The sequence below is a fragment of the Ignavibacteriales bacterium genome, assembly GCA_026390575.1.
GTDB lineage: Bacteria > Bacteroidota > Ignavibacteria > UBA10030 > UBA10030 > Fen-1298.
The window spans coordinates 394,701-419,997 of the sequence record JAPLFR010000008.1; the positions used below are offsets into that span (position 1 = coordinate 394,701).

Consider the following 25,297-nt stretch of genomic DNA (forward strand, 5'->3'; position numbering starts at 1 on the left):
TAATGTACTAAACGAAACAAGTTCATGCTAAAAATTTTATTATTAAGAACCGAAACCTATGCAAGCCATGCTTAACGTACCACGCTCATCCGGTCAGCTTGAGTTGCTGGTTGGGCAACATACCATCTATTGAATTGCAGAAATAATTGTTCCCAAAACAACTATCAAAAATCCAGTTATTTGTCCTCTAATTCCGCCAACAGCCACATCTGTTATGAGTGTCTTTAACTCAGAACTCGTGGTATTTATGGAAGCTATTTTTTCTTGGAAGTCCACTTTTTGTTCATTCATTTTTTTGTGAAAATCGTTTATGCAATTATCTAGCGCATTCTCCAGATAGCTTAATTGTCTTTCTAGGAATGCAACCTTATCGGACAATTCGGTATAATTGTGACTAACTGTAGCATTAGCTTGCATACCTGCCGATGTCATCTCAACTGTCCCAGTTATTGCTACAATGTTCTTTTTGGACCAGAAAGGAAATGATTTAAATAATTCGATTGTTTCTCTCTTAATTGCTTGTACAATTGTCTGACCCTTGAATCCTCGAAGGTTCGTATCTATCGACCAGACAAGTTGGAAGCCACCAATTATTTGAAGGGCTACACCATACCAATTGTTGAAGGACGATTCTTGCGCAGCTAAATAGGATCGCAGAATAAAATACATTATCAATACTGACGGTAAAGGTAGTAATGGCAATATACGTTTTCGAAACCAATCAAAGTATTTTTTCATTTTCTTCCCGTGGTATGTTGTCTAACATCTAATTAGATAGATTTTGTCTATCTTTTGTTCTTATAAGCGTTCAACAAAGACTCTAACCTTTCGGTCTATTAACATCATCGTATGTTTGGAAAAACACTTAATTAGGTAAATCTGCACACGCTGCTCCCGGTGTGCACATTATATCGGAGAACTGGTTTTAATCTACAAACGTGAGGTGAGAAATGCAAACTGGAACATTGAGGTGCTGAAACAATCCCTCTCGCGTAACCTTCCCTTTATAACCTTCCGAAGGTTCTCAAGGTTTATGTATAGGAAACCTTCGGAAGGTTGCTTCTCACGGAAGGCTTCTATGCGGCTTCTTCTATTTTATCCACCTTCAGGATCTCATAAAGTGTGGTTCGTTGCGCGGGAATAAATCCAGCATCCCTAATCATGTTCTTGCACTCTTCAACGCTGGTCGTATTCACAAACTTTGCGGCAGCGTGAACATTTTCTTCCAACAATATACCGCCAAAATCATCGCCGCCAAAGTGGAGTGCAATCTGTCCGATCTTCTTCCCTTCTGAAAACCATGATGCCTGAATGTGCTGAAAATTATCCAGATAGATTCGCGAAAAGGCAATCATCTGTAAGTAACGTGTAGGTGTGGCATAATGCGGAATGATTTTTTCCAACGGCGTATTGCCCGGCTTAAACGACCATGGTACGAATGCAGTGAATCCATCTGTCTCTTCCTGCAGTTGGCGTATAGCTTCAAGGTGTTCAACAATATCCTCTTCCGTTTCAAGGTGACCGTACATCATTGTTGCTGTCGTCTTGTAGCCTATCCGATGGGCGATGCGCATTACATTCAGCCAGTCGGCAGATGTGCCTTTACGGCTGCTTATTTTTTTCTTCACACGATCGGAGAGAATTTCTGCACCTCCGCCGGGAAGAGAGCGCAATCCTTTTTCCCATAATTTTTCAAGCACTTGCTCTATGGACAAGCCGGAGACGTGCGACATTCCGATAATTTCAGACGTTGAAAAGAAATGCGGATAAATCTCCGGAACTTCCTTCACTGTACGTTCAACAAGTTCAAGATAATAATCGAATGGAATCGTTGGATCCACGCCTCCCTGCAAAAGTACTGTCGTAATTCCGCCTGCTGCCGCTTCCTTAAATTTCTGTATCAATTGATCGATCGATAATCTATATGCCCCTTCTTCGCCGGGATGGCGGTAGAATGCGCAGAAAATACAATCGATATCACAAACATTTGAATAGTTCGGATTCGTATCCAAAAGGTATGTCACCCACTGGTTTGGATTTTTGCGAAACCGAATCTCACTTGCCAGGTCGCCTAAATCCAGCAGCTCTGCATTCCGCAGAAGGAACAATCCTTCTTCAGAAGAGATGCGATTGCCGTCCCGGACTTTGTGATATACCTGTTCTAACGTCATTGATACCATTTCTAAAAATTAAATTGATATCCGGCTGATTTAAGATCTTTCAGCAAGCCAAAGCTCGCTTCTTCCAACTTCACAGTAATTAATTTCACTAAGACGCCCGGCATGGTATTCGGAAAGCTGACGTCTGATGAGTGAAGTACACAGACTCGATTTTTGCCAAGTTTGCCGACAAAATGTCCAATCTCGAACATAGCATAGGCAAGATCGTCTGGTGTGATAACAAAAAAAACAAATTTTATCTCCGCTTCCATTTGAAGCGAATCTAGTGAAATCATATGTCCATGCATACGTTCTATAACAACTTCTTCTAATCCAATTTCATGAAGGAATTGCAGCAGTTGAACATGCAATGGATCATCTAATTCTCCAATGACATACACTTTCTTGGTCTGCGAGCTCGATGGCGCTTGTGTAATTGGCTGCATTGGTGATTCAGCAGGTTTTTTGGGGGGCGGCTTTAAGATGCGCTTTCCACTCGACGAGTCCGTCGCAGTCTGACTACCGGCTTCTGAGGATGTCACTGTTGAAGATTCAGCAGCAGCGGTTGGAACTGGGACAGATACAAGATCTGGTGATGCTTTCAGCTTTTCGTATAATTCATTCAGACATGATAGAATTAACTGTACAGACGATTGATAAAACAATCCGCCGTGCGAATCGCCAAGAATTTTCTGTTTGTATGGAAATCCAATGGGTCCTGACAATTCGAGGATTTCCAGACACGCCTTTCGCCACTCAAGATATTTATTTTGCAGGCGTGCGTTGTACCCAGAATAATCAAAACCACCAATCGGCGCTAACCGTGTTCCAGTTTCGATTAATTCCCTAAATTTATTAACAATCTGTTCTGACATATTCTGCCTATAACCAATTTCCCTGTAATTAAATGATGTTGCACACTAAACAATCTCAATAAAAGAATTAATAGTTTTTATAGAGTTGTCCACCTCCCCATCCCGTCCCGATTGATTTTATCAAGCGGGACGGGATTTCCCCTCCTCAAACGAGGAGGGGATTAAGGGGTGGTGTACTTTTTCTTATAACATTTCATGTTGATCAGCATAGAAGATGGTTTTACGTAAAATCCTTATTTAATTCTACGCGTGTTCAATACTTTCGAGTTCATGGAGAAGTCCGTGAAACAAATCAATTGAAACTCGTTCCCTTTCACCAACTCTAAAGTTAAAACCTTCAAGATATTCTACCGATTCATCACTCGTGAGATTAATGCGTTTTGAATGCGATTGTCCAACGATCGCATAATTTTCTTCCGCGCTTTCAAGTGATTGCTGAATGATCCCGCATAATTCATCTTTCCGTTGTGCAGGCATGGATTTCTGTACAGCCCAGAGCGCAAAGACAAACGGCAATTTCTTCCATTCATACCATTCTGTTGCAAGATCATACACAATTTCAAATCCTGCAAGTCCGCACTTTCGCGATCGTAATGCTTCATCGCCAATAAGGAGAACAGCATCGAATTCTGTGTAATCATTTACTCCGGAATTCATCCGTTTGAAGAGAGCTTTTACTCCGTACCGTTTCTCCAGCAGCACTTTCAAGAGCATCACCGATGTCGCCGTGTCGTCGATAATGCCGATCGTTTTTCCCGTCAGATCCTGCCAGCCATGATTTGAAAACAGAAGTACGCTTTTTACTTGATCGCGTGTGGCAATACAATAATCAAGCGGCTCTAACAGATCTTTTTGTTGAAAATAATTTACCAAGGAAAATAATCCGGCATCGAGCATACCTTTGGAAGAGAGCACTCCCATCCGTCTCGGTGTCACCGGAAGAATTTTGAACTGACGCCTTTCGATATTCTCGTAGAACGGAACCGAATTGAGATACGGTATTTTTCCGATAACATTCTCTGTATAGAGTTTTATCGGATTGTAATATATATCCCGTTCAACAGGAATTTTTCCCGCATCGCGAATAATTTTAATGAGCTGATCTTTTGCCATTGACGATGGACTAATAGCGCCGGCATCATGCGCAATGCGTTCGCCGCCGACAGTACCATCCATATCGTCTGCGCCGAAGTTCAGCGCCACAGAAGCAACTTCTTCCGTCAACATGACCCAATACGCTTTGATATGGGGAAAATTATCCAGCATCAAGCGTGAAACTGCAATCATTTTCAAATCATCGATAGCGGATGTAAATTGACCACGCGGCTTGATTCCGGTATCGCCCGGCTGGAATGCCAGAGGTATGAATGATAAAAAACCATTTGTCTCATCCTGCAGCTCGCGTAATTTTATAAAGTGCTCCAATCGTTCTTCGATCGTTTCAATATGACCGTAAAGAATTGTCGCATTGGAAGCAATGCCCAACCTGTGAGCCATCCGATGAATATCCAGCCAGCGTTGAGCACCAATCTTCTGATGAAAAAGTTCTTTTCGAACACGTTCCGAAAACACTTCTGCACCGCCGCCTGGCATGGTGCGCATACCAGCTTCTTTTAATTGGCGAAGCACGTCTTCAATTGTGAGTTTAAACTTCTTGTGAAAGAAATCAATCTCTACAGCTGTGAACGCTTTGATGTCAAGATGCGGAAAGTTCGTGCGCATCTGCCGCATCATATCTAAATAATATTCCCACTTCCATTCAGGATGCAAACCGCCGGTCATATGCACTTCTTGAATTTCAGGCGTCAGTTTTGCGAGCATCTCGGCAATAGTCATCTCGTATGCGCCGGGTTCGCCCTGCTTCACGGCGAAGTTACAAAATTTACACGAGAGCACACAGACGTTGGTCGGTTCGATTTTTTGATTCAAAACAAAATAGACCGCGTCGCCGCTTCGGTTCTTCTGAACGAAATAAGCCATCTTCCCGAGCGACAATACATCGTTTGTTTGGAACAATACCTTGCCATCGTCAAGCGTTAAGCGTTCACCGGCTTGCACCTTCTTCCAAATCGGCTGAAGCCGCACATCTCTAAAATGAAGTTCACTATTCAATTCCTAATGCTCCTTTATTTCCAATAACTCTCCCAGCGCTCATCAACACGTTTGACGATAGCTGGATCCATTTTCAAAGCTTCCGGATATCCTTTTTTCCAGGTTGCATCGATTCCCATAACGCCTTTATAGATTGGCGAAATGCCGATGAGATTCTGTTCGCTAAAGATGATATCACGTTCACAATCGAATCGAGTAAAAATACCCCAGATGTAACTTTCTTGATTTCTTATATCCACATCTTCGCTGACTGCCGCGATCATCTTTAAGTTTTGCAATGCTTTTTGTTTCACCAATTTCTCAATCACTGCACGACCTTGATTTCGCACTTTCACAATCAGCAATGATTCTTCTATCATCGTGCTGTCGATAATTCGTCTGTCTATGGATTTAAGATTCGCAATTTGAGATTCTAATTTTGTAAACAACGATTCCCTTTTTAATGATTGAATTGTTACCGTTTCTGATCGTTGCTTCTTCGTAGCATCGATAATCATTTTGCTGCCGAGTTCCATCTTGAAGCTGGTAAAGTCTAACGTATCGAGCGGTACTTTCGGCAATAAGACGAAATCGAAATGCGGATCAAAGTAATCACGAATTTCTCGTATAACCAGTGACCAATTTCGCGGATTCACATCTTGCGAGACGAGCACAAGACACTTCGTCAACGCTAATTGCCCAGTGCCAAGCAAACCCAGCGCTGTTTTCATCGCTTCTTTTTTATAACGCTCTTCAACTGACACAACGAGTAAATTGTGAAATCCCGCTTCAGAGTATGCCCAGATATCCCGCACTTCCTTGTGAATTAATTTCACCAGAGGACCAAGAATTTGCTGAGTCGCCTCTCCTAAATATTTATCTTCCATCGGCGGAATGCCGACTACGGTTGCCGGATAGATAGGTTTTGTTCGATGCGTGATTGTCCGCAAATAAAAAACCGGAAATGGCGCTGCATTTGAATAATGGCCAAAGTGATCGCCAAATGGTCCTTCCATTCTCCGTTCGTTTGGAGGTACGATACCTTCTAAAATAAACTCAGCATTTGCAGGAACATGAATGCTAATGTTCTTTCCACGCGTCATTGGAATCCTGTCCCCACGCAGGAACGATGCGAACATGACCTCATCAAATCCTTCAGGCAGGGCAGATATTGAAGCAAACAATAATGCAGGATCTGTTCCGAGCGCAACGGCCACTTCGATATCTTTTCCCAACTGTTCTGCATGATGATAATGAAATCCGCCCCCTTTTTGAATTTGCCAATGCATGCCGGTTATTGCATCATCATAGACATGCATTCTATAGAGACCGACGTTGCGTTTTCGCTCGACAGGATCGTATGTGAATACTTGGCCTTGTGTAACAAATCTGCCTCCATCGCCAGGCCAGCAAGTTTGGATAGGAAGTTCGTTAAGATGTGGCGTCTCGCTCACTTGTTGTGAATTTCCCGATGAAACGGTCCGCATTTTTGCTTTCAGCACTCGTCTGACGAATGTACGGTTCTCCCAAAGTGCCGATGGCTTTGGCGGTAGTATTTGATCAAAGAATGAAATCAACTCATCACCAATTTGCTGCGGATGCCTGCCAAGCGCCAATTCAATTCTTCGTTCTGACGCATAGATATTAATAGCAAGCGGATACTTCGAACCTTTTACATTCTCAAAAAGTAAAGCCGGTTTATTTTCGCGCAGTGCGTGCATCGCAATTTCTGTTACTTCGAGATATGGGTCCACTTCGACGCTTATGCGCTTCAATTCACCTATAGATTCAAGGTATTGAACAAATTCTCTGAGTGCGGGAAATTTCATGAAACATTCACTAATATATTATTCCAGTTCTTCACTCCGCCAACCCTTTGGTGTGCGCATTCCAATGACTCCAAGTAATTTATCAACAAAAGCGCCGATGTATTCATCCACTGTTTTCGGAACATAGTACATGGGCGGTGAAATCGGCATAATAATAACACCATCGCGCGAGAGTTTCGCACATTGTTCAAGCGTTATTGTAGAAAGCGGCGTTTCTCGTACACACAGAATAAGTTTATATCGTTCTTTCATTGCAACGTGTGCAGTCCGTGTGATAAGTGTATCGCTTATACCGGAAGCTATTTTTCCAAGCGTCGATGTTGAACACGGTAGAATAACACACGCATCGAACCGATTAGTTCCGGATGCCATCGGCGCCGCCAGATCATCATCAGAAAACTGCCGCTTGACGAACGGCGCTAAATCATGATCGCTGATGCCAAGTTCATCTTGCAAAAGCACTTTTCCCCATTTACTCACGATGAGATATTTATCTGCGCTGCATTGCTTTAAAAATTCTTTTGCATACACAGCACCTGAGGAACCTGTAATTCCTATGATAATTCTCATGGGAAATAGACTCCAACGAGAACCATTGCGAGGACAGCAAATCCGAGAACAGCATTAATCTTGAAAAAAGCCATTTCGACATTGTTAGCTTTTTTTTGTTCGAGATATAATAAATATCCTGATACGAGGAGAAATGGTAACGCGGCAAGCGCACGAATTTGCATAAAAAATAATATTGTGAGAACCACAAAAGCGACAAGATGAAGCGTGGCAGAAATGCGCAGCGCTTTTATTTTTCCAAACCGTGAACTAAATGAGTGCAGATTCTCGCCACGATCAAAAGCTTCGTCTAAAGTTGAATAAATAATGTCAAATCCCGTCACCCAACAAAGTGTAAAGAGCGCAAGAAGCAATCCCGGTCCAATATTCGATAGAGAATTCTTTACGGCGAACCAACCACCAAGCGGCGCCATTGAAAGACCAAGGCCGACACCAAAATGCGCGTATGATGTGAAGCGTTTCATATAGGGATAGAACGTGAAAATGACAAGCGGAAGTGGCGAGAGCATCAAACAGAATGTCGAAATACTTGCAGCACACAGGAAATAGACGGCGAGACCGATGACGAGAATGACTGTGGCATCTCCAGACGACATTCTGCCGCTGGGCAATTCACGGCTGACTGTACGCGGATTACGTTTATCTATTTTTCGATCGATGATACGATTCAGTGCGAGTGCAACAGTGCGCGCTCCTGTTGCACCAAGAAGAATGAGTAACATAAGCTGTATCGTCGGAGGATTCTTTGACGCGATGAATACTCCGCTAAAAATAAGCGGCAAAGAAAATAACGTATGTTCAATTTTTACGAATCGTGCAATACTTTTAATTTTTTGTATCGCCATAGTATTCCTTACAACTCTCGCATAATGCTGAAACATCATGTTCAGGCACAATGTTTTACTTCACAGTTGCTCCCGTGGAAATTTCTGACTGCACGCCAACCAGTGTCAGACCGCCGGATTCATCGCTGGCAGCGAGTATCATTCCCTGCGAATCCTGGCCCATGAGTTTTGCAGGTTGAAGATTCGCTACAACAACTATCAACTTCCCTATCAAATCTTCCGGTGTATAATGCTTTGCAATTCCTGCGACAACCTGCCGGCGTTCGTTTCCAATCTCAACCTGCAGTTTTAATAGTTTCTCTGATTTTGGCACTTTCACTGCCTCGATGACACGCGCCACGCGAAGATCAATCTTTTTGAAATCATCAAGTGTAATAGTTGGCTTGAGCGGAATAATAGACAAAGAAGCTGGTGGTGTCTCCTCCCCTTCAAGAAATTTCATTATTTCATCAATCTGTGTATCGGTTATTTTATTGATAAGAATTTCTGGTTTATGAAGTTGATGGCCATCCTTTAATTGAAAACTCGAAGCAGAATCCCATCCATCTTCCTTCGATGTTGTATCAAGATTCAAGAGTTTCCATATTTTCGCGGACGTAGCTGGAATCACCGGTTCCAGCAGGATTGCAAGCGAACGAACAATTTGAATTGCGATGTGCAGCGTTGTGGCACATCGTTCCGGATTCGACTTGAGTGTTTTCCACGGTTCATTATCATTGAAATATTTATTTGCTGCACGCGCGAGGTTCATCACTTCCATCAATCCCTCACGGAATCGATACCGCTCAAACAATTCTCCGGCTTGTAGAGGCGTGTGTTTTAAAGTGTCAATCATTTCTTCATCACGTGCATTGAATTTGCCAAGCACTGGAACTTTACCGTCGAAATTTTTATCTGTAAAAGCCACCGTTCGATTAACAAAGTTACCGACGATATCAGCAAGTTCGTTATTAACGCGTGCTTGAAAATCCTTGAGATAGAAGTCGCTGTCGCGTGTTTCCGGTAAATTCACTGCCAGAGCATAACGCAGCATGTCTGCCGGAAAGAATTTTAGAAAATCTTGAACGTCAATTCCCCAGCCCCGGCTCTTGGAAAATTTCTGTCCTTCGAAGTTTAAAAATTCGTTTGCTGGAACATTTTCGGGCAGAACATAGTGATCGGTGTGCGCGTCGTTCCATGCCATCAGCATTGCCGGGAAGACAATGCAATGGAATACAACATTGTCTTTGCCGATGAATGCAACATATTTTGTATCTTCCTTCTGCCAAAACTCTTTCCATATATCAGGTTTGTTATTGAGAGCCGCCCATTCTTTTGCAGAGGAAATGTAGCCGAGCACTGCATCAAACCATACATAAATAACTTTGTCTTCGTATCCTGCAACTGGAACTTGGACACCCCAATTGAGGTCGCGCGTCACGGCACGATCCTGCAAACCGTCCTTAAACCAGCTCTCGCAATAGCGGAGAACGTTATCTTTCCACCCATCACGCTTATTGCGTTCATCGATGTATGCCACCAATCGCTTCTGATAGTTGCCAAGTGGAAAATACCAATGCGTCGTTTCGCGCATGACCGGCGTTGTTCCGCACAATTTGCACTTTGGATCGATGAGTTCTGACTGATTCAGCCATGTTCCGCAATTTTCACACTGATCGCCGCGGGCCTGTGTTGACTTACATTTTGGACACGTGCCTTCCACGTACCGGTCGGCAAGGAACATTTTGTCTTTTTCGCAGTAGAGCTGTAATTCTTTTTTTGCGACAACAATCTCACGGTTATGAAATTCCCGGAAGAATTCTTTTGTCGTCTCATGGTGTAATGGAAGTGACGTGCGCGAGTAGTTGTCAAAACTCATCTCGAACGCTTCAAATGCCGATTGGTTTGCCGGATGATACCGGTCAATTATTGCTTTAGGTGTTGTTTTTTCTTTTTCTGCTGAAACGGTAATCGCAACGCCGTGCTCATCTGAGCCGCAAATAAACAGAACATTGCGTTTCTTGAGACGTTGATACCTTGCATAGATATCTGCCGGGAGGTATGCACCGGCAAGATGGCCAAGATGCAGATACCCGTTGGCATATGGCAATGCTGCCGTAATGAGAATTCGTTCAAATGGCTGCTTCATACGTATGATGCTTCCGTAATATTTTTCCGTAAGTCAATTGCTAACATTGTGAGAATAAGATGAATGTAGACATTTTTGTCTAGATGAGCAATCGCCTTCTCGACGGACTGATTCGCTGCAACGAGATTCGCTTGCTGAAAATTCCTGACGAAGTTTTCCATGCTCTGTTTTTCATCTTCCATAAGAGGAGCGTGAGCTTTTTGCTGAATGAGTAAGGCATCACGCAGCCATGACTGCAGGAGCTTCAGCCATCGTTCCATGCCTGGTCGATCAGTCGATGAAGCAATTTCATCAATCGCATCGATGAGCGCTGTTTTACGTTTACCAAGAACCAAGCGCATAAATTCAACGACATCCTTCCGTTCTTCTGCCATATTCTGCACACTCAGTCGCCGTGCATTACTGTAGCTTCCATTAGCGAGCTGCGCGACGAGACGTGCAATACTCTCATCGACGCCATCGTGGGCAACAAGCGCTGTTTCAATTTCACCATCCGATACTAAGTCGCATTGTATTAATTGGCAGCGAGAGACGATCGTCGGTAAGAGCTGATCTTTTGCAGATGTCGTTAAAAGAAGAATCGTACCGGGCAACGGTTCTTCCAGTGTTTTCAAGAGAGAATTGCTTGCCTCATTATTCATCATATCGGCATTCAAGATAATAAAGACCTTTTTTCCATCTTCACTCCGGCTCATCGCCGCTTCGCGCTTGATATCCCGCACACTGTTAATTTTAACGAAGTTGGCCTTCGTCATTTCAATCCGTTGGTATGGATCTTTTGCTTTTGCCTGAATCTGTTCACGCACTTCCGCTACCTGCGCCTCCGTCAGCACGTTGATTGGATCGTCCCCATTCTTTTCATTTTTCCCCACCGGAAGCGCGAAAACCAATTTTATATTGGGATGTTGAAACGAATCCATCCGCTGGCAATTAGAGCATACACCGCACGCTTCTATCCCGCCTTGTGTGCAGATTAATGCTTTAGTGAATTCAATTGCGAGAGCATCCTTGCCGATTCCCTCCGGTCCGTAGAAAAGGTATGCGTGGGCTATCTGATCGCTCTGCAGTGTGCGTTGGAGAAGCGATTTAACACGTTCCTGTCCAACAATGGATGACCAGCTCATATCAGTATCGCCTTAGAACGTATGACCTACACCAAGATGGATGATACCTTGGTTAAAGGTTTCCGGGAAGAATCTTTTACTTGAAACCCAACCTTCATTAGGATCTGGATTATACATTTTCATACCAAAATCGATGCGAATTGGTCCTGCAATAGTGTTATAGCGCAGTCCAAATCCAAATGCCATCGCAATTTCATTCAAACGCATTAATTGAGGTGCAGACCAAAGATTACCGAAATCATAGAATAACACAAACGAAATTTTTTGAAGATCAATAAATCCTATTGATCCTGTACTCCAAGGATTTATTCGAGCTTCAATGTTACCTTCAACTAACGCATTGCTCCCTTGCTCCCTCTCTGTTGTAGTCATTGACGGTGCACCAAGAGCTCTCGCCTGCCAGCCACGTACACTTCCACTTCCTCCTGAATAAAATCGTTGAGTGAGTGGTATAACATTCAACGGTGCAACACCATAGAGGAGTGCGGCTCCAGTTCTTAAACGAACTGCCCAAATAAGATCCTGCTTCTTGTCCGGATTCCAATACCATTGTCCGGTGAGCAATGCCTTGACATACTGTGCATAGGGAAGAGTTACTTCTAATACTCTCGGGACAAAGCCGCCTTCTTCAAGTGAGATAGATTGAACGATTCCTTCTGAAGGATAAAAAATATCATTACGCTTATCACGCTGGAGCGTGACTGTGACAAAGGAATTGAATTGTTTTTCAAATCCTTTATCTCTAAAAAAGGTGGAAGTGTACTGCAGGGGTGCTTCAGTCTTCGGATCGCTCAATTGAAGACTCCAATCAATAAAGAGTCTTGTATACGTCGCTGTTTGTGATTGGGTCCCGAGGCGAAAGCTGAGACTTGGAATATAGTATGTTGACTGTTTATCGAGGATGGCTGAAACTGCTGCACTGATACTCGTTTTGTTGTTGATGAAATACGGTTGAGTGATCTGTGTCGTCCATTCTATTTTTGATACAAGAGAACTATCTTTTAAAGCATTGCCTTTAAAGATTGTTCCGAATTGAAGTGACTGGACATTCAGCCGAAGATTTGTAGAAAAATTCCTTGCACCGCCGAAAAAGTTGCGATGATTATAGCCAATACCAAAAAGGACATTAAAAGCGTTGTTCTCGTCATTAATACCTACTTCTGGCGTGAATTCCTGGAACGGCCGAGTCCGCACATGGATTCGAATTGGAATTTGAGAAATCTCTGAAGAATTGTTCGGAATGGCATTTTCAATTTTTGCTGCTTCAAAAACGCCCAACCTATTAAGGTTTCTTTCGCTTTCTATTTTCTTTTCTTCGCCATAGAATTCCCCTGTAGAAAAATCGAGATGCTCGAACACAACAGTAGTATCAATATACTGCTGGGATGTAGTATCTTGTTCAACAGAGATATTCCCAAACGTAAAACGTTTCCCCGTATCGAAGACGAAAACAAGGGAAATATTATCTGTAGATGCGTAACGTTGAGCCCCTACAGTTACTAACTTCACATTGACGTACCCGTTATTGGCACAGAGTCCTACAATGCGCTTGTATTCTGCCTCCACCTTTGTTTGAATATACGGCATTCCTACGATAATCTGTTTATTCGATGAAAGTTCTTCCTGGATATCAGACGAAAGATTCTCGAGACCAAGAAACAAGATAGTGTCAATCAGTGAGCGCCGCCCCTCGACAATGGAAAATGTTAGAAAAACTTTGTTTTTATCCGGATGAACAACAATGCTCGTGTCCACCTTTGCATGGAAAAATCCATTATCTTCATAATATTTTTTTATCTGCTGATAGTCTGAAACAAAGGTAATAGGATCGAAGTATTCTGGTTTTTTTCCAAAAAGAATTTCTTTGTCAAACCTGTTGTAGATCCATTTCTGCACTGCCCACGGAGTTTCACGTGTACGAATCACAGCGAGAAATTGGTCAGTATTGAGCTCTTCGTTTCCTTCGAAGCGTATTGCGCCCACCTCAAATCCATGATCTCCAACCTGTGCAGAAGATAAAGAAATGCAGAAAGAAATACACAATATGATTGTCGTTAATTTGCACATAGAACATCAAAAATAAAAAACCCAGCAGGTAAGTGCTGGGCTCCATTCTATACTCATAATCCCGAAGTACCCTAATGTTTTATTCACATGTTACGTTTTTAATACTCTTTCTCATCCTCGAAGAAGAAATCCTCATCGGTGGGATAATCCGGCCAGATTTCTTCAATACTTTCGTATGGTTCATCGGAATCATCAAGCTCTTCTAAATTTTGGATGGCTTGTGTTGGGGCTCCAGTCCGGACAGCGTAATCGATCAGCTCATCTTTTGTCGCAGGCCAAGGAGCATCATCTAAATATGTCGCTAGCTCGATGGTCCAAATCATTGTTGTTCCATTTCTCTAAATAAATAGTATGAATCATTTAACTAATTTTGAAAATCGCTGGCACTCACATCATCGAAAAAATAATATGCAGGATTTTGCGCCACACCATTCACCCGCACTTCATAGTGAAGATGCGGTCCATTGGAAAGCCCGGTATTGCCGCTGCGGGCAATAAGTTCACCGCGTTTCACTTTTTGTCCTTCATGCACTAAAACTTTTGACAGATGTCCGTACAGTGACATCAACGAGTACCCATGGTTAATCTCGAGAGCCAATCCATAGTCGCCTTTACGCCCTGTGAATTCTACCGTTCCCTCTGCTGATGCATACACTGGAGTACCAACTTCATTGATAATATCAATCCCCTCATGTTTGCGAACAAAGTTCAAAATTGGATGAAGGCGCATACCAAAACCATGTGGATTGTAAAATCCATCCATCGGCTTGATGGCGGGGAGATGCGCAAAGCGGACTTTATTCTGATCGTACGCAGTTCCGATAGCTTCATAACTTGTTGTTTGGAGACGCAACTCGTGTTCCGCTTGATTTGCAGTTGCACGCAAGTTGTTCAGCAATGTGTTCACATTGGATGATGATGTAAAATCGACACGTTCATCTGTTCCGCCAATGCCTGCCTTCTGCAGATCTTCATCAAGTTTTGGCAAATCAGCAAGCATGCGTAATTCATTTCCTTTATTGCCGAGTAACTGGAGTTGCTTCTGAATAGCATCAAGCCGCTGTGTAAGATATTGCAGCTGATTTTGCAGAACTCTGTTTTCATTTACTAAAGAATTATTTTGAATGAATCCGATTCCAAAAGCATCATTATAGTACTGATTGACGGCAAAAAGAGAACAGAAAATAATTATTCCGAGAAAAACCCCGAATATCATAAGGCGGGTTCGTGTCCAACGCGCCTCATGAAAAGTAAGCGATTCAAATGAAAAGCGATAGAGTCTTGTTTTTCTCATATCCTCAATCAATCTGTGAACGAACACACACGAAGCATCAGGGAAACTGCTCGCTGAAAATAGGAAATTATCAATTCTTTGTCAAGAATTGTCATCACTTATTCAAAGTCGTGGTCAAAATAATTAATAACTCGTTTTCCCTTTGATTTTTCAGCAATTGCAGCATCAAGCCGTTTTGCAAATTCTTTGGCGGAGTCGTAGCCATAGTGTTTCAGTTGATAATCCATAGCGATTACTTCAACGATGACGGTTATATTTTTTCCCGGGACTATGGGCAGTTTAATGTGGGGCAAACTGACGCCAAGGATGGAGATGTTCTCATGGTCAAGTCCTGTTCGTGTATATTCGAGATCGTTCCGCCATTCTTGTAATTCAACAATAATCTCAACTCTCTTCTGAAAACGGATAGATCGAATACCAAATATTGAACGAACATCAATGAGACCAAGGCCCCGGATTTCCATATAATGTTTAACGACATCCGAACCAGCGCCCATGAGAATTCCTTCGCCTTTTCGTGTGACCATCACAACATCATCCGCCACGAGGCGATGTCCGCGCTCGACAAGGTCTAACGCAATTTCACTTTTTCCTATTCCGGAACGCCCGGTGATTAAAACACCGATGCCATCGACGTCTACAAAAGAACCATGCAAAACGGTTTGCGGAGCGAAATGATCATCGAGAAAATCGCTCATGAAATAAACAAATTTCGTTGTCTCTAACGGTGTAAGAATCACTGACACATGGTGTTCTGTGGCAATGGCCACCAGTTCATCATCGAGTTTATTTTCGCCTGTAACAAAGATACATGGCAAATCAAATTTAAAAATTGTTTTAAATGCATTGATACGTTCAGTAAAGGTCAGGTGGTTGAGATATCGAATTTCTGTATTACCAAAAATCTGGACACGGTCGTAGGTGAACAACTCAACATATCCTGCAAGCGCCAGGCCGGGCCGATGGATGTTCTTGTCTGTAATCTCCCGCTCAAACCCAACGTCGCCATTGACGCTCTCTAACTTTAAGCGCTGTTTATTGACATCAAACAAGAAACCCACTGTCATACTATTTTTCTTTGTTTCTTTAATATCACTCAGTGCCATTGCCCGTCTCCCGGGTTATTTATTCTTTCTCTCGTATCTTTCTTACACCCTTGCGATCTTTTTCGTGAAGTTTCTCTTTGTACTTTTTCAGGCGAGTTTTTATTTTGGCGATTGCTATATCAATAGACTTTTCATACGCTTCACTTGAACCAATACCTGTCAGAACAGTACCATACACCGTCAATGATATTTCTGCGTTCTTCACACTGTCATGCGACTTTTCATAAGAAAAGATTACTTCGGCCTTAATGATACCATCATAGAAATGCGACAAGTCTTCAATTGCTCTTTCCGCATATTCTGTCAGCGTGGCATGAGGTTTGAAGTGACGTGATGTAATTTTTATATTCATGGTACGTTCTCCTTCCACCGAATGATGATGAGATGCAAAACATTATTTTTGAATCTATGCCTTGGGATGAGCGTCTTCGTAAACTTTTTTCATCCGCGCTGATGACACATGCGTATAGACTTGTGTGGTGGATAAACTTTCATGACCAAGCAATTCTTTCACAGCACGCAAATCGGCTCCATGATTTAACATATGTGTCGCAAACGAATGCCGCAAAACGTGAGGGCTTCTCTTTTCTATCTCTGAAACTGCTCCGATATATTTCCGTACCATTCTTCCAACTGCCTGGGGATACATACGGCGTCCTTCTTTGATTATAAATAACGGACGTTCGTCCGCCTTAGCAGGCGTTTTCGGTGACAGTTCTTTTTTTTCATGAAGATATTCGTCTATTGCAGACAATGCTTTTCTGCCTACAGGCACGATGCGTTCTTTGCGCCCTTTCCCTCTTACTTTGATGAGACCTTCTTCTTGCTTCAGATCGCCGATATTCAGACCTATCAATTCGCTCAATCTCATGCCAGTGCTATAGAATAATTCTAAAATTGCAGTGTCTCTTTTTCCATTCGGTGTGGATCGATCGGGTGATGAAAGAAGCCGCTGCACTGATTCTTCATCTAAGAAGGACGGCAACCGCTTCCCAACTTTTGGTGTGATCAGCACCAAAGCAGGATTTCCATCAATTATTTTCTGCCGCCGAAGATATTTGAAGAACGAACGCATCGATGCAATTTTTCGTGCAGTGCTTCGCTGGCTGAATCCTTCATCAAGCAATGAACCAATAAACGCTCTGAGCGCTTCTTTATGCACATGATCAAACGAATGAATTCCTTCCTGGCGAAGAAATTGAACCAACCTCAACAAATCTGTCTCGTAGGAAAGAATGGTATGGGCAGAATAATTCCGTTCGATTTCCAAATATTCAAGGTAACTTCTGACTATTTTTTCCATAGCCTGTTTCGTTCCCTTGCCCATGCCTTCGTTACGCAGAAGCGACAGCTTCTGCTTGATTGACTTCCTGCTTACACGATGGACACACTATATACTCGCCTTTTGCCTGAGAATATTTTGCAACGACATATTCATTTCCACAATACGTACATGCCTGCGCTACCGGTTTATCCCAAGATGCGAAATCACAATTCGGATATTTTGAACACCCATAAAATGTCCGTTTGCCTTTTTTCGTCTTTCGTTCAATGAGTTCACCTTCTTTGCACTTTGGACATTTGATGCCCATGGAGATCGGTTTTGTATTTTTGCATGTTGGATAGTTAGAGCATCCTAAAAATGTTCCAAATCGTCCACCCTTCACAAGCATATCTCCGCCGCACAGTTCACACTTGCCTCCAATAACGTGTTGTGTTTTTTCTGCATCTCCTGGAAGGGGCTTTGTACTCTTGCATCCCGGGTAACCTGTACAAGCCATAAATCTTCCATTACGGCCCCACTTGATCACCATAGGTTTGCCGCACAACTCGCATATATCTTCAGTTTTTTCCTGCAATGACTTTTTGATTGCAGTTGCTAACCCTGAAGCTTTTTCCACCGCCTGGTGAAATGGTCCATAAAAATCTTTCATAACATCAAGATATTCTTGCTTGCCGGAAGCGATCGTATCTAATTCTTCTTCCATCTTTGCAGTGAACTTTACATTAAAGATTTCAGGAAAATGACTTACCAACAATGTGTTCACTTGCATGCCCAGATCTGATGCGTAGAGCTTTCGTTCTTTTTGTTCGACGTACTTTCGATCAATAACTGTTGTCACAATCATCGCATACGTGCTCGGACGGCCAATACCCAGCGACTCTAACTCTTTTACCAATGTAGCTTCCGAGTACCGGCCCGGCGGTTTTGTAAAATGTTGCAGTGGAAGAAGATCTGTAAGCTGTGCCGCTTGACTTTTTGCCAGATTCACTGGGAGCTTAGACGTAGGATCAGTATCTCCTTGTTCCCCCGCATTTTCTTCTTCGATATCGTCATACACTTGTAGAAAACCACGAAATGTTGGAAGTTGATCGCTTGCTCTAAACAGGTACTCTCCGCCTGTCACTTCAACTGTCACCTGTTCGAACTCTGCAACCGCCATCTGGCAAGCGATGAACCGATTCCAAATAAGTTCGTACAACGCAAACATATCTTTATCCAGATATTTCTTCACGACCTTCGGTGTCAGCTTTATAGAAGTTGGTCGGATAGCTTCGTGTGCGTCCTGTGATGCTTTGCCTTTCTTGAAGAGACGAGGCTCTTTCGGCAAGTACTCCTTGCCATAATTGTTATAGATATACTCGCGGACATGCGATACTGCTTCCCCGCTTAACCGCGTCGAGTCTGTACGCATATACGTAATAAGACCTGTCAATCCTTCTTCGCCTATTTCCTGGCCTTCGTACAATTTCTGCGCCAGCATCATCGTCCGCTTAGCGGACATGCGAAGGCGCTTTGCAGCTTCTTGCTGCAACGTACTTGTAATAAATGGTGCAGGCGGATTCCGTTTTACTGGTTTTCGAGTAACATTGCTGATTTCGTACTTCTGTTTCCGAACGTCAGCCATGTAGCCGTTCGATGTTGTTTCATCTGGTATACGCGGATCGTCACCTGCAACTTTTACAAGTTTGGCAAGAAATTTGTCATCATGCTGTGTTGTGAATTCAGCTGTCAACGACCAATATTCTTGAGGTAAAAATTTTTGAATCGCCGCTTCGCGCTCGCAGATCAACCGCAATGCTACCGACTGCACTCGTCCTGCAGAGAGTCCGTAATACATTGTCTTCCAAATAAATGGCGTCACTTTGTAGCCCACAATTCTGTCCATCGCGCGTCGTGCTTGCTGCGACATCACCATATGCATATCGACTTTTTTGGGATGCGCCATACCATCTCTGACGCCTGCCTCGGTAATTTCGTGAAAGAGCACGCGTTTAATATGTTTATTGTCATCTTTCACTTCTTCGGCAATATGCGCCGCAATTGCTTCACCTTCACGATCAGGGTCAGTTGCGATGAAGACAGCTTTCGCCTTCGCGGCTTTTTCTTTGATACGCCCAACAACATCTTCTTTCCCTGCGATCGTTTCATACACGACAGAAAAATCATTGTCGATGTCTACGCTCAATTTACTTTTAGGAAGATTCTTGATGTGTCCAACCGATGCCTCAACAAAATATTCTTTCCCTAAATATTTGTTAATCGTTTTTGCTTTTGCAGGTGATTCAACGATAATAAGAGATTTTTCCATGCGACCTATTCTTCAGTGAATTGTATCATTCGTACCAAGTGAAATTTGTCCATTGCTGCTTTCCATATCAAAGAGATATCCGGCAACAAAAGATTTCATTTCCGGTAAACCGACAGCTGCGAATCCTGCCATCATAATACGTTCGATGATAGTCTCAACATCTACATTGTTGAGAAGTCCCAGCTGTTGACATTGTATCAAATATCCATACGCCTGCAACCCAACGACCATTTTCTCGGCATCATTTAATATGCGATGAGATGTGCTGGATCCGCTGGTTACATCCGTGATTGACTTCCCTACGGAAAGCCGTTCAAACAGCCATGAGAATGCAGACGATATTTCACTTTGTGTATACCCATCGCGCGTCAGAGATGATACATCCACATCATTGAGACGCTTATTAGAACGCAGTTCATTGACTAAAAAAAGAATTATTTCCACAACTCGTTCTTGCATGAGTATTACAACCGTGCCTTTCGACTCATCAATCCTAAGTAAAATTCTTCTCTCGCATTCATCATATTTTTTTTGCCTTGAGTTTTATCATCATACCCAAGCAAATGCAGTGCACCATGAATCAACAGCCGACGCGCTTCTTGCGTGTATGTAACATTATATTTCTTTGCTTGGTTTCTCGCCGCATCAAGATTGACATAAATTTCTGCTTCAACACCGCCATCGTTGCCCAGTGGAAACGCAATAACGTCTGTGATGTAATCGTGCTCAAGAAATTCCTTGTTCATCTTACGGATAAAACGATTGTGCGTACAAACTACAGCAAGTGCCGGAATTTCTTTTCCTTCTTCTTTATAAACAATCTTTAATGCGCGGAAAACTTCCTTGCTGGGGAACCGCAAACGAGGATGGTTAGTTGAAAGAAGTATCATTCGTGTTGTCATCTCCGCTTCAGACTCCTTCCCCGCACCGGTACTGCAATTACCTTTTGAGTGGTGGGCGGAAGAATCGATTCGGTTAATGACAATGCAATACCAGAAAGCATTACTTCGGGACCTAATTTTGTGAAATCACCAGAGAGAATATTCCGATCAACGTTTGCATACAGCGAGCATCCACCTTCGCGTTCAATTGTTAATCCAGAAAGCTTGCCATCCGATTCACCGACGAATGTAATCTCTCCTAACATCTTGCTGATAACATATCCTGTGCAAAAATGCAGCTGGAGATGCGCGGTGCGTGTATACACGGAGACAAGATTTCCTTTTCGGTTGCCAATATCGATATTGGAATATATCTCAACAGCTAACTTGCGCTGTTGTTCTTTGTTTTCAATTTCGAAACGAACACTTGTGCCTATTCTCTTCGGCTTCACTTCCAGCACTTGCGCCAGCTTAGCAATATCCTTTTTTTTGAATTCGAATTTCATTCCCGCCCTGCTCAAATAATTATTCACCACGCATTATTTATTCACCGTAAAACATATCCATCCAAAATCAACTCACGCCAATATACATTCCACATGAGTGAATGTCAAGTTTAGATGACAATCGTTGTGTTTTCGACAGCAGCTTCACACTCGAATTTGTATCCCCTGCTTCGAATTTCTTTCTTGCACTTTTTTAAAATATCGTCAACTTTTTCATCACTGTGATTCTGTTCATGGTGGAAAAGATATAAGCGCCGCACGTTCGCTTCAGCTGCTAGCCGTAGCGCAAATAAATAATCCGAATGTCCCCAGCCAACTCGATCAATATACTCTTCAGGTGTATACGTCGTGTCATGAATGAGCACATCAGCACCGCGGCAAAAATCGAAGATCCTTTGATTCGGATCGCCACTCGCCGTCATGAATTTTTCTTTGACCTTTGACTCAAAATTGCTCATGGATCCGGCAAATGCTTTATCGAAGGGTTCATTGTCACTAATATATATTAATGACTTTCCCTTATAATCAACGCGGTACCCAAGTGCAAATCCGGGATGATTCACATAAATCATCTTCACGAGAGCATCATACACTTTCATTTCTCCCTCTTCCGTAATAGGGACGAATTTTATCTTTGCTTTAAGATCATGAAGCTGGACAGGAAAATAAATACGGTTCATTTGCTCTGAAATAATCTCACTTAACGGTTTCTCCGGGCGGTCTGTTCCAACAATAGTAAGTTCATTTCCGGGGCTGAATGCCGGTTTGAAAAAAGGAAATCCCTGAATATGATCCCAATGAGGATGCGAAATGAAAAGATGTGCCTTGACCGATTCTCCGTTATTAATCAGATAGTCACCGAAACTTCGGATGCCAGTACCTGCGTCAAAAATAATGAGCCGGTCATCGTCAAGACGAAGTTCCAAGCATGGTGTGTTCCCGCCATAGCGAACCGTTTGTTTGCCTGGAGTTGGAATTGAACCACGAACGCCCCAAAATGTGAGTTTCATATCATCTCTCTTCGATTGTTCATGATTGGTATGCCTGCACATAACCGACGTAGTTTGCTGCTGACTGACGTATGAATTGTTTTTCTTCTTCTGTTAATGCACGTTTTACTTTAGCCGGAATCCCTGCTACAAGCATTCCTTCCGGAACATCAAATCCTTCAAGCACTATCGCTCCAGCCGCTACCATAGAGTTTTGATGAATATGCGCTCTGTCCAATACAATAGCACCCATTCCGATCAAGCAATTATCGTCAATGGTACATCCATGCAGAACAGCGCTATGACCGATCGTGACATTCGAACCGATATTCAAAGGAGCCGTTTTCGTTGTAACATGTAATACAGAATTGTCTTGAATATTTGTGCGTGAACCAATGCGAATGAAATTCACATCACCGCGAATGACAACATTAAACCAGATGCCGCTGTGTTCTCCAATTTCCACATCGCCAATGATCTTTGCACCATCCGCAACAAATACCGATGCATGCAACTTCGGTATTCGATCCTTATAAGGGATTATTCCCTTCATTTTTCGTTCGCTGTTCTGGGCGGTATCCAATTATCTCGTTTCCAATTCTTCAGTTCCACCTTTATGCTTCCCAGAATAACTTTCATTCGTGCTGTCATGGGAATGCCCGCAGCATCATTACTAAACACTCCTTCGAATCCGCCTGTCAACCCAAAGACACCAACAAAGTCTGCGCGTCCATCTAATTTCATTACATCTATGGGATAATCGACTGCATCAATATCTTCCTCTAAATGTTCGATACCAAAATTGATATGTGTGGTTACTTCATTCGTATCAATGAATGTCGGAATTTTTGTCTGGTTCTTTTCACGTACATGTGCACGCGCGTAATAGAAAAGCGATAATCCATCCTGACAGTTATTTGTTATAGTAACTATACGTTCGCCTTCTTTTTTGTATTCGTTCGTTTTGAGTTTATTTCCCCATTCGAAGTACATTTTGTGTGCCTCATAATCGAAACGCATTTTTCGATACGTCGTTTTTTTACTAGTGCTGTCTTCGCTCAGCCATTGGTAGGTGAACGCATCCTGATCCATCTCACTGTAAAACCTGATATGCAAATCAACGAGCCAGCTCAGCGACGGATTGGAATCCATGATTGCACAAGCGTGATAAATCACTTTTCCATTTCTTTCTTCTTTATTCGTCACTTTAAAACGAATCGTCCCAATGTGGAAGAAAGAATAGTGGACGCTATATTCCAACTCTTCTCCAGCCTGCAGCATTCTTTCACTCTGCCTCACCGGTTCTGAATTCTGATTGAAAGATCGAATGGAGAGCTTTTCATTCTGCAGAGGCAAGCCCGCAGCTGTCCGTAAAAAAAGCATAAACCAGATGACTATGGGAATAAAGAACCGCACGTATACCCTGCTCCTCATTGAGTGCTTATTTCAGTTTGGCAATTTTTTCTGCTTCTGGAAAAAGAGTCAACGCTTTCTGAATTTGATTATCAACACCTACCATCACACCGATATATCCTTCTAAACCGAAAATCATCTGTGCAATTTGTGCCTTCAGACGAGCTTTCAGGAAATCGAGATCCTTTGCGTATTCTTTTTCATCAATTTTGACTTCTTTCGTTTCGATGAACTTTCGAAATTCTGTCATGAGTTCGTTCGAGATAGTGTATTTCAATTTATAATCTTCATAATTCTTGGCGTATTTTGCCCGAAGAACAAATCCGGTACCTTCCATATAGTTTTTACAGAAATCATAGAAAAGATTTCGCCGCCAAACAGTCTGTATGAGCCCCGTAACCTTTTCCGACTTGACAACATAGTCCGGAGTGATGCCGCCGCCGCCAAGCACTGTGCGACCATCAGCAGTTTTAAAGATTGGGATAGTTGAATCCGGCTTAACCTCATGCTTTTGTTCAAGACTGTCATTCTTTTGTCGAGATTCCTTTGCTGATTCTGCATCATGCTTGTGTTCTAGATTATCGCCTTCTTGTTCATCGCGCTGAAACGCTTCCAGTTGATATTCGTCTTTGTCTTTCCCCTGATACGATCGTTGAATCAACCGCCCGCTTGGTGTATAATACCGAGCAACAGTTAACCGAAATGCCGAACCATCCCGCAGCGGCCACTGACGCTGTACTAATCCTTTTCCAAACGATGTTTCACCAACGATCAAACCGCGGTCCCAATCCTGGAGAGCGCCTGCCACGATTTCACTTGCGCTTGCAGATGCGTTATTGATAAGAACAATAAGTGGAAGTTTTTCATACGCTTCTCCGCTTTTTGCAGAGTACGATTCTTCAAATTCTGGTTTTCGTGCTTTTGTGTAAACGATTCTATGCGGATTGTCGACAGGCCCACCATCAAGGAATTGATCTGCCATTCGGACTGCCTCTTCTAAATATCCTCCGCCATTATCACGTAAATCTAAGATGAGCTTGCGCATTCCTTCCGTCTTAAGCTTTTGCAGCGCCTTCTCCATTTCAATATGTGTCGTTTCCTTAAACTGATTCACACGGATGTAGCCAACATCTCTGGTAATCATCAGCGCAGCATCAACGCTCGTGAGGGCAATTTCATCGCGAATAATGACAAACTCAAGAATTTCTTTTACACTTGGGCGAACTATGGAGATTTTTACTTTGGTTCCTTTCGGTCCGCGAAGGGTACGCATCACTTGCTGATCTGTCCATTTAACGGAAGACGTATCGTTAATTTTAACAATTCGGTCATTAGAAAGCACACCCATTCTTGCTGATGGACCGCCAGCGACCGGTTCGACCACTGTAATGCTGTCATTCAAAATACGGAACGAAATACCAACTCCTTCAAATTTGCCTTTGAATTCCTCCTGTACCTTTTCAAATTGTTTAGGCGGAATATAGACTGAATGAGGGTCAAGCGTGTTGAGCATTCCAACGATCGCCGCATCCGTCAGCTTCCCGGTATCGACATCATCAACATATGATTTCTCCGCAGCACTGAGAACATCACCAAATTTTTTAATTTGTTCGTAAATGTTGTCAGCTGAAATGAGTTTATTGATTTCCATACCGGCAAAAATGCTCACAACGACCAGAGCCACCGCTGTGGCTAACGAAAACCTCTTTTTCATTACACTCTTCCTTAAAAATTGCAACATTGCATGTTGAATATATTATTTTTGACTTGATATTTTGTATGCATCATCACTTATCATAATAATATACGTGAAATCAGCCGAAAATC

At 42.7% G+C, this 25,297-nt stretch carries 23 protein-coding genes; all 23 read right to left on the reverse strand.

The window, feature by feature from the left end:
• Positions 1-126 precede the first annotated feature (126 nt).
• Positions 127-738, reverse strand: a complete 612-nt coding sequence (locus NTX44_07910; protein MCX6121531.1) for a hypothetical protein — start codon at positions 736-738, stop codon at positions 127-129.
• 338 nt (positions 739-1,076) lie between these two features.
• On the reverse strand, positions 1,077-2,171 hold the full coding sequence (gene mqnC, locus NTX44_07915) for a dehypoxanthine futalosine cyclase (GenBank protein MCX6121532.1): 1,095 nt from the start codon (positions 2,169-2,171) through the stop codon (positions 1,077-1,079).
• Positions 2,172-2,182: 11 nt separating this feature from the next.
• Positions 2,183-3,034 (reverse strand): nucleotide-binding protein, encoded by an 852-nt coding sequence (locus NTX44_07920; GenBank protein ID MCX6121533.1) that lies wholly within the window; start codon positions 3,032-3,034, stop codon positions 2,183-2,185.
• Between the two features lie 243 nt (positions 3,035-3,277).
• Entirely contained in the window at positions 3,278-5,146 is a 1,869-nt protein-coding gene (mqnE, locus tag NTX44_07925; GenBank protein ID MCX6121534.1) for an aminofutalosine synthase MqnE, read from the reverse strand.
• 14 nt (positions 5,147-5,160) lie between these two features.
• The gene (locus NTX44_07930) at positions 5,161-6,954 is read right to left on the reverse strand and encodes a UbiD family decarboxylase (protein ID MCX6121535.1); all 1,794 of its coding nucleotides are present in this window, start codon (positions 6,952-6,954) and stop codon (positions 5,161-5,163) included.
• A gap of 18 nt (positions 6,955-6,972) precedes the next feature.
• On the reverse strand, positions 6,973-7,524 hold the full coding sequence (locus NTX44_07935) for a UbiX family flavin prenyltransferase (protein ID MCX6121536.1): 552 nt from the start codon (positions 7,522-7,524) through the stop codon (positions 6,973-6,975).
• Positions 7,521-8,369 carry a putative 4-hydroxybenzoate polyprenyltransferase gene (gene ubiA / locus NTX44_07940; protein ID MCX6121537.1) on the reverse strand — a complete coding sequence of 283 codons (849 nt, stop codon included), beginning with the start codon at positions 8,367-8,369 and terminating at the stop codon, positions 7,521-7,523. The genes NTX44_07935 and ubiA overlap by 4 nt, the downstream gene beginning before the upstream one ends.
• 55 nt (positions 8,370-8,424) lie before the next feature.
• Positions 8,425-10,497, reverse strand: a complete 2,073-nt coding sequence (gene metG / locus NTX44_07945) for a methionine--tRNA ligase (GenBank protein ID MCX6121538.1) — start codon at positions 10,495-10,497, stop codon at positions 8,425-8,427.
• Positions 10,494-11,621, reverse strand: coding sequence for a hypothetical protein (locus NTX44_07950; GenBank protein MCX6121539.1), 1,128 nt, complete (start codon positions 11,619-11,621; stop codon positions 10,494-10,496). The genes metG and NTX44_07950 overlap by 4 nt, the downstream gene beginning before the upstream one ends.
• A 12-nt stretch (positions 11,622-11,633) precedes the next feature.
• Positions 11,634-13,604, reverse strand: a complete 1,971-nt coding sequence (locus NTX44_07955; protein MCX6121540.1) for a BamA/TamA family outer membrane protein — start codon at positions 13,602-13,604, stop codon at positions 11,634-11,636.
• Between the two features lie 182 nt (positions 13,605-13,786).
• Positions 13,787-14,011, reverse strand: coding sequence for a DUF2795 domain-containing protein (locus NTX44_07960; GenBank protein MCX6121541.1), 225 nt, complete (start codon positions 14,009-14,011; stop codon positions 13,787-13,789).
• Positions 14,012-14,052: 41 nt separating this feature from the next.
• Positions 14,053-14,982, reverse strand: a complete 930-nt coding sequence (locus NTX44_07965) for a M23 family metallopeptidase (protein MCX6121542.1) — start codon at positions 14,980-14,982, stop codon at positions 14,053-14,055.
• Between the two features lie 98 nt (positions 14,983-15,080).
• A complete protein-coding gene (hprK, locus tag NTX44_07970; GenBank protein ID MCX6121543.1) occupies positions 15,081-16,088 on the reverse strand; it encodes an HPr(Ser) kinase/phosphatase in 1,008 nt (335 codons plus the stop codon).
• Positions 16,089-16,107: 19 nt separating this feature from the next.
• Positions 16,108-16,440, reverse strand: coding sequence for a ribosome-associated translation inhibitor RaiA (gene raiA / locus NTX44_07975; GenBank protein MCX6121544.1), 333 nt, complete (start codon positions 16,438-16,440; stop codon positions 16,108-16,110).
• Positions 16,441-16,494: 54 nt separating this feature from the next.
• The gene (gene xerC, locus NTX44_07980) at positions 16,495-17,391 is read right to left on the reverse strand and encodes a tyrosine recombinase XerC (protein MCX6121545.1); all 897 of its coding nucleotides are present in this window, start codon (positions 17,389-17,391) and stop codon (positions 16,495-16,497) included.
• 31 nt (positions 17,392-17,422) lie between these two features.
• Positions 17,423-19,681 carry a type I DNA topoisomerase gene (topA, locus tag NTX44_07985; GenBank protein MCX6121546.1) on the reverse strand — a complete coding sequence of 753 codons (2,259 nt, stop codon included), beginning with the start codon at positions 19,679-19,681 and terminating at the stop codon, positions 17,423-17,425.
• A gap of 12 nt (positions 19,682-19,693) precedes the next feature.
• Positions 19,694-20,125 (reverse strand): DUF494 family protein, encoded by a 432-nt coding sequence (locus NTX44_07990; protein MCX6121547.1) that lies wholly within the window; start codon positions 20,123-20,125, stop codon positions 19,694-19,696.
• 20 nt (positions 20,126-20,145) lie between these two features.
• Complete coding sequence (ybeY, locus tag NTX44_07995; GenBank protein ID MCX6121548.1) at positions 20,146-20,583, reverse strand: rRNA maturation RNase YbeY; 438 nt, start codon at positions 20,581-20,583, stop codon at positions 20,146-20,148.
• Positions 20,580-21,068 carry a hypothetical protein gene (locus NTX44_08000; GenBank protein MCX6121549.1) on the reverse strand — a complete coding sequence of 163 codons (489 nt, stop codon included), beginning with the start codon at positions 21,066-21,068 and terminating at the stop codon, positions 20,580-20,582. Before NTX44_08000 ends, ybeY begins: the two co-directional genes overlap by 4 nt.
• Before the next feature lie 110 nt (positions 21,069-21,178).
• Positions 21,179-22,078: an MBL fold metallo-hydrolase gene (locus tag NTX44_08005; protein ID MCX6121550.1), complete on the reverse strand. Its 900-nt coding sequence runs from the start codon at positions 22,076-22,078 to the stop codon at positions 21,179-21,181.
• A 19-nt stretch (positions 22,079-22,097) separates the two neighbouring features.
• Positions 22,098-22,640 carry a gamma carbonic anhydrase family protein gene (locus NTX44_08010; protein MCX6121551.1) on the reverse strand — a complete coding sequence of 181 codons (543 nt, stop codon included), beginning with the start codon at positions 22,638-22,640 and terminating at the stop codon, positions 22,098-22,100.
• The gene (locus NTX44_08015; GenBank protein MCX6121552.1) at positions 22,607-23,491 is read right to left on the reverse strand and encodes a DUF3108 domain-containing protein; all 885 of its coding nucleotides are present in this window, start codon (positions 23,489-23,491) and stop codon (positions 22,607-22,609) included. Before NTX44_08015 ends, NTX44_08010 begins: the two co-directional genes overlap by 34 nt.
• Positions 23,492-23,498: 7 nt before the next feature.
• Positions 23,499-25,184, reverse strand: coding sequence for a S41 family peptidase (locus NTX44_08020; protein ID MCX6121553.1), 1,686 nt, complete (start codon positions 25,182-25,184; stop codon positions 23,499-23,501).
• Positions 25,185-25,297: the final 113 nt, after the last annotated feature.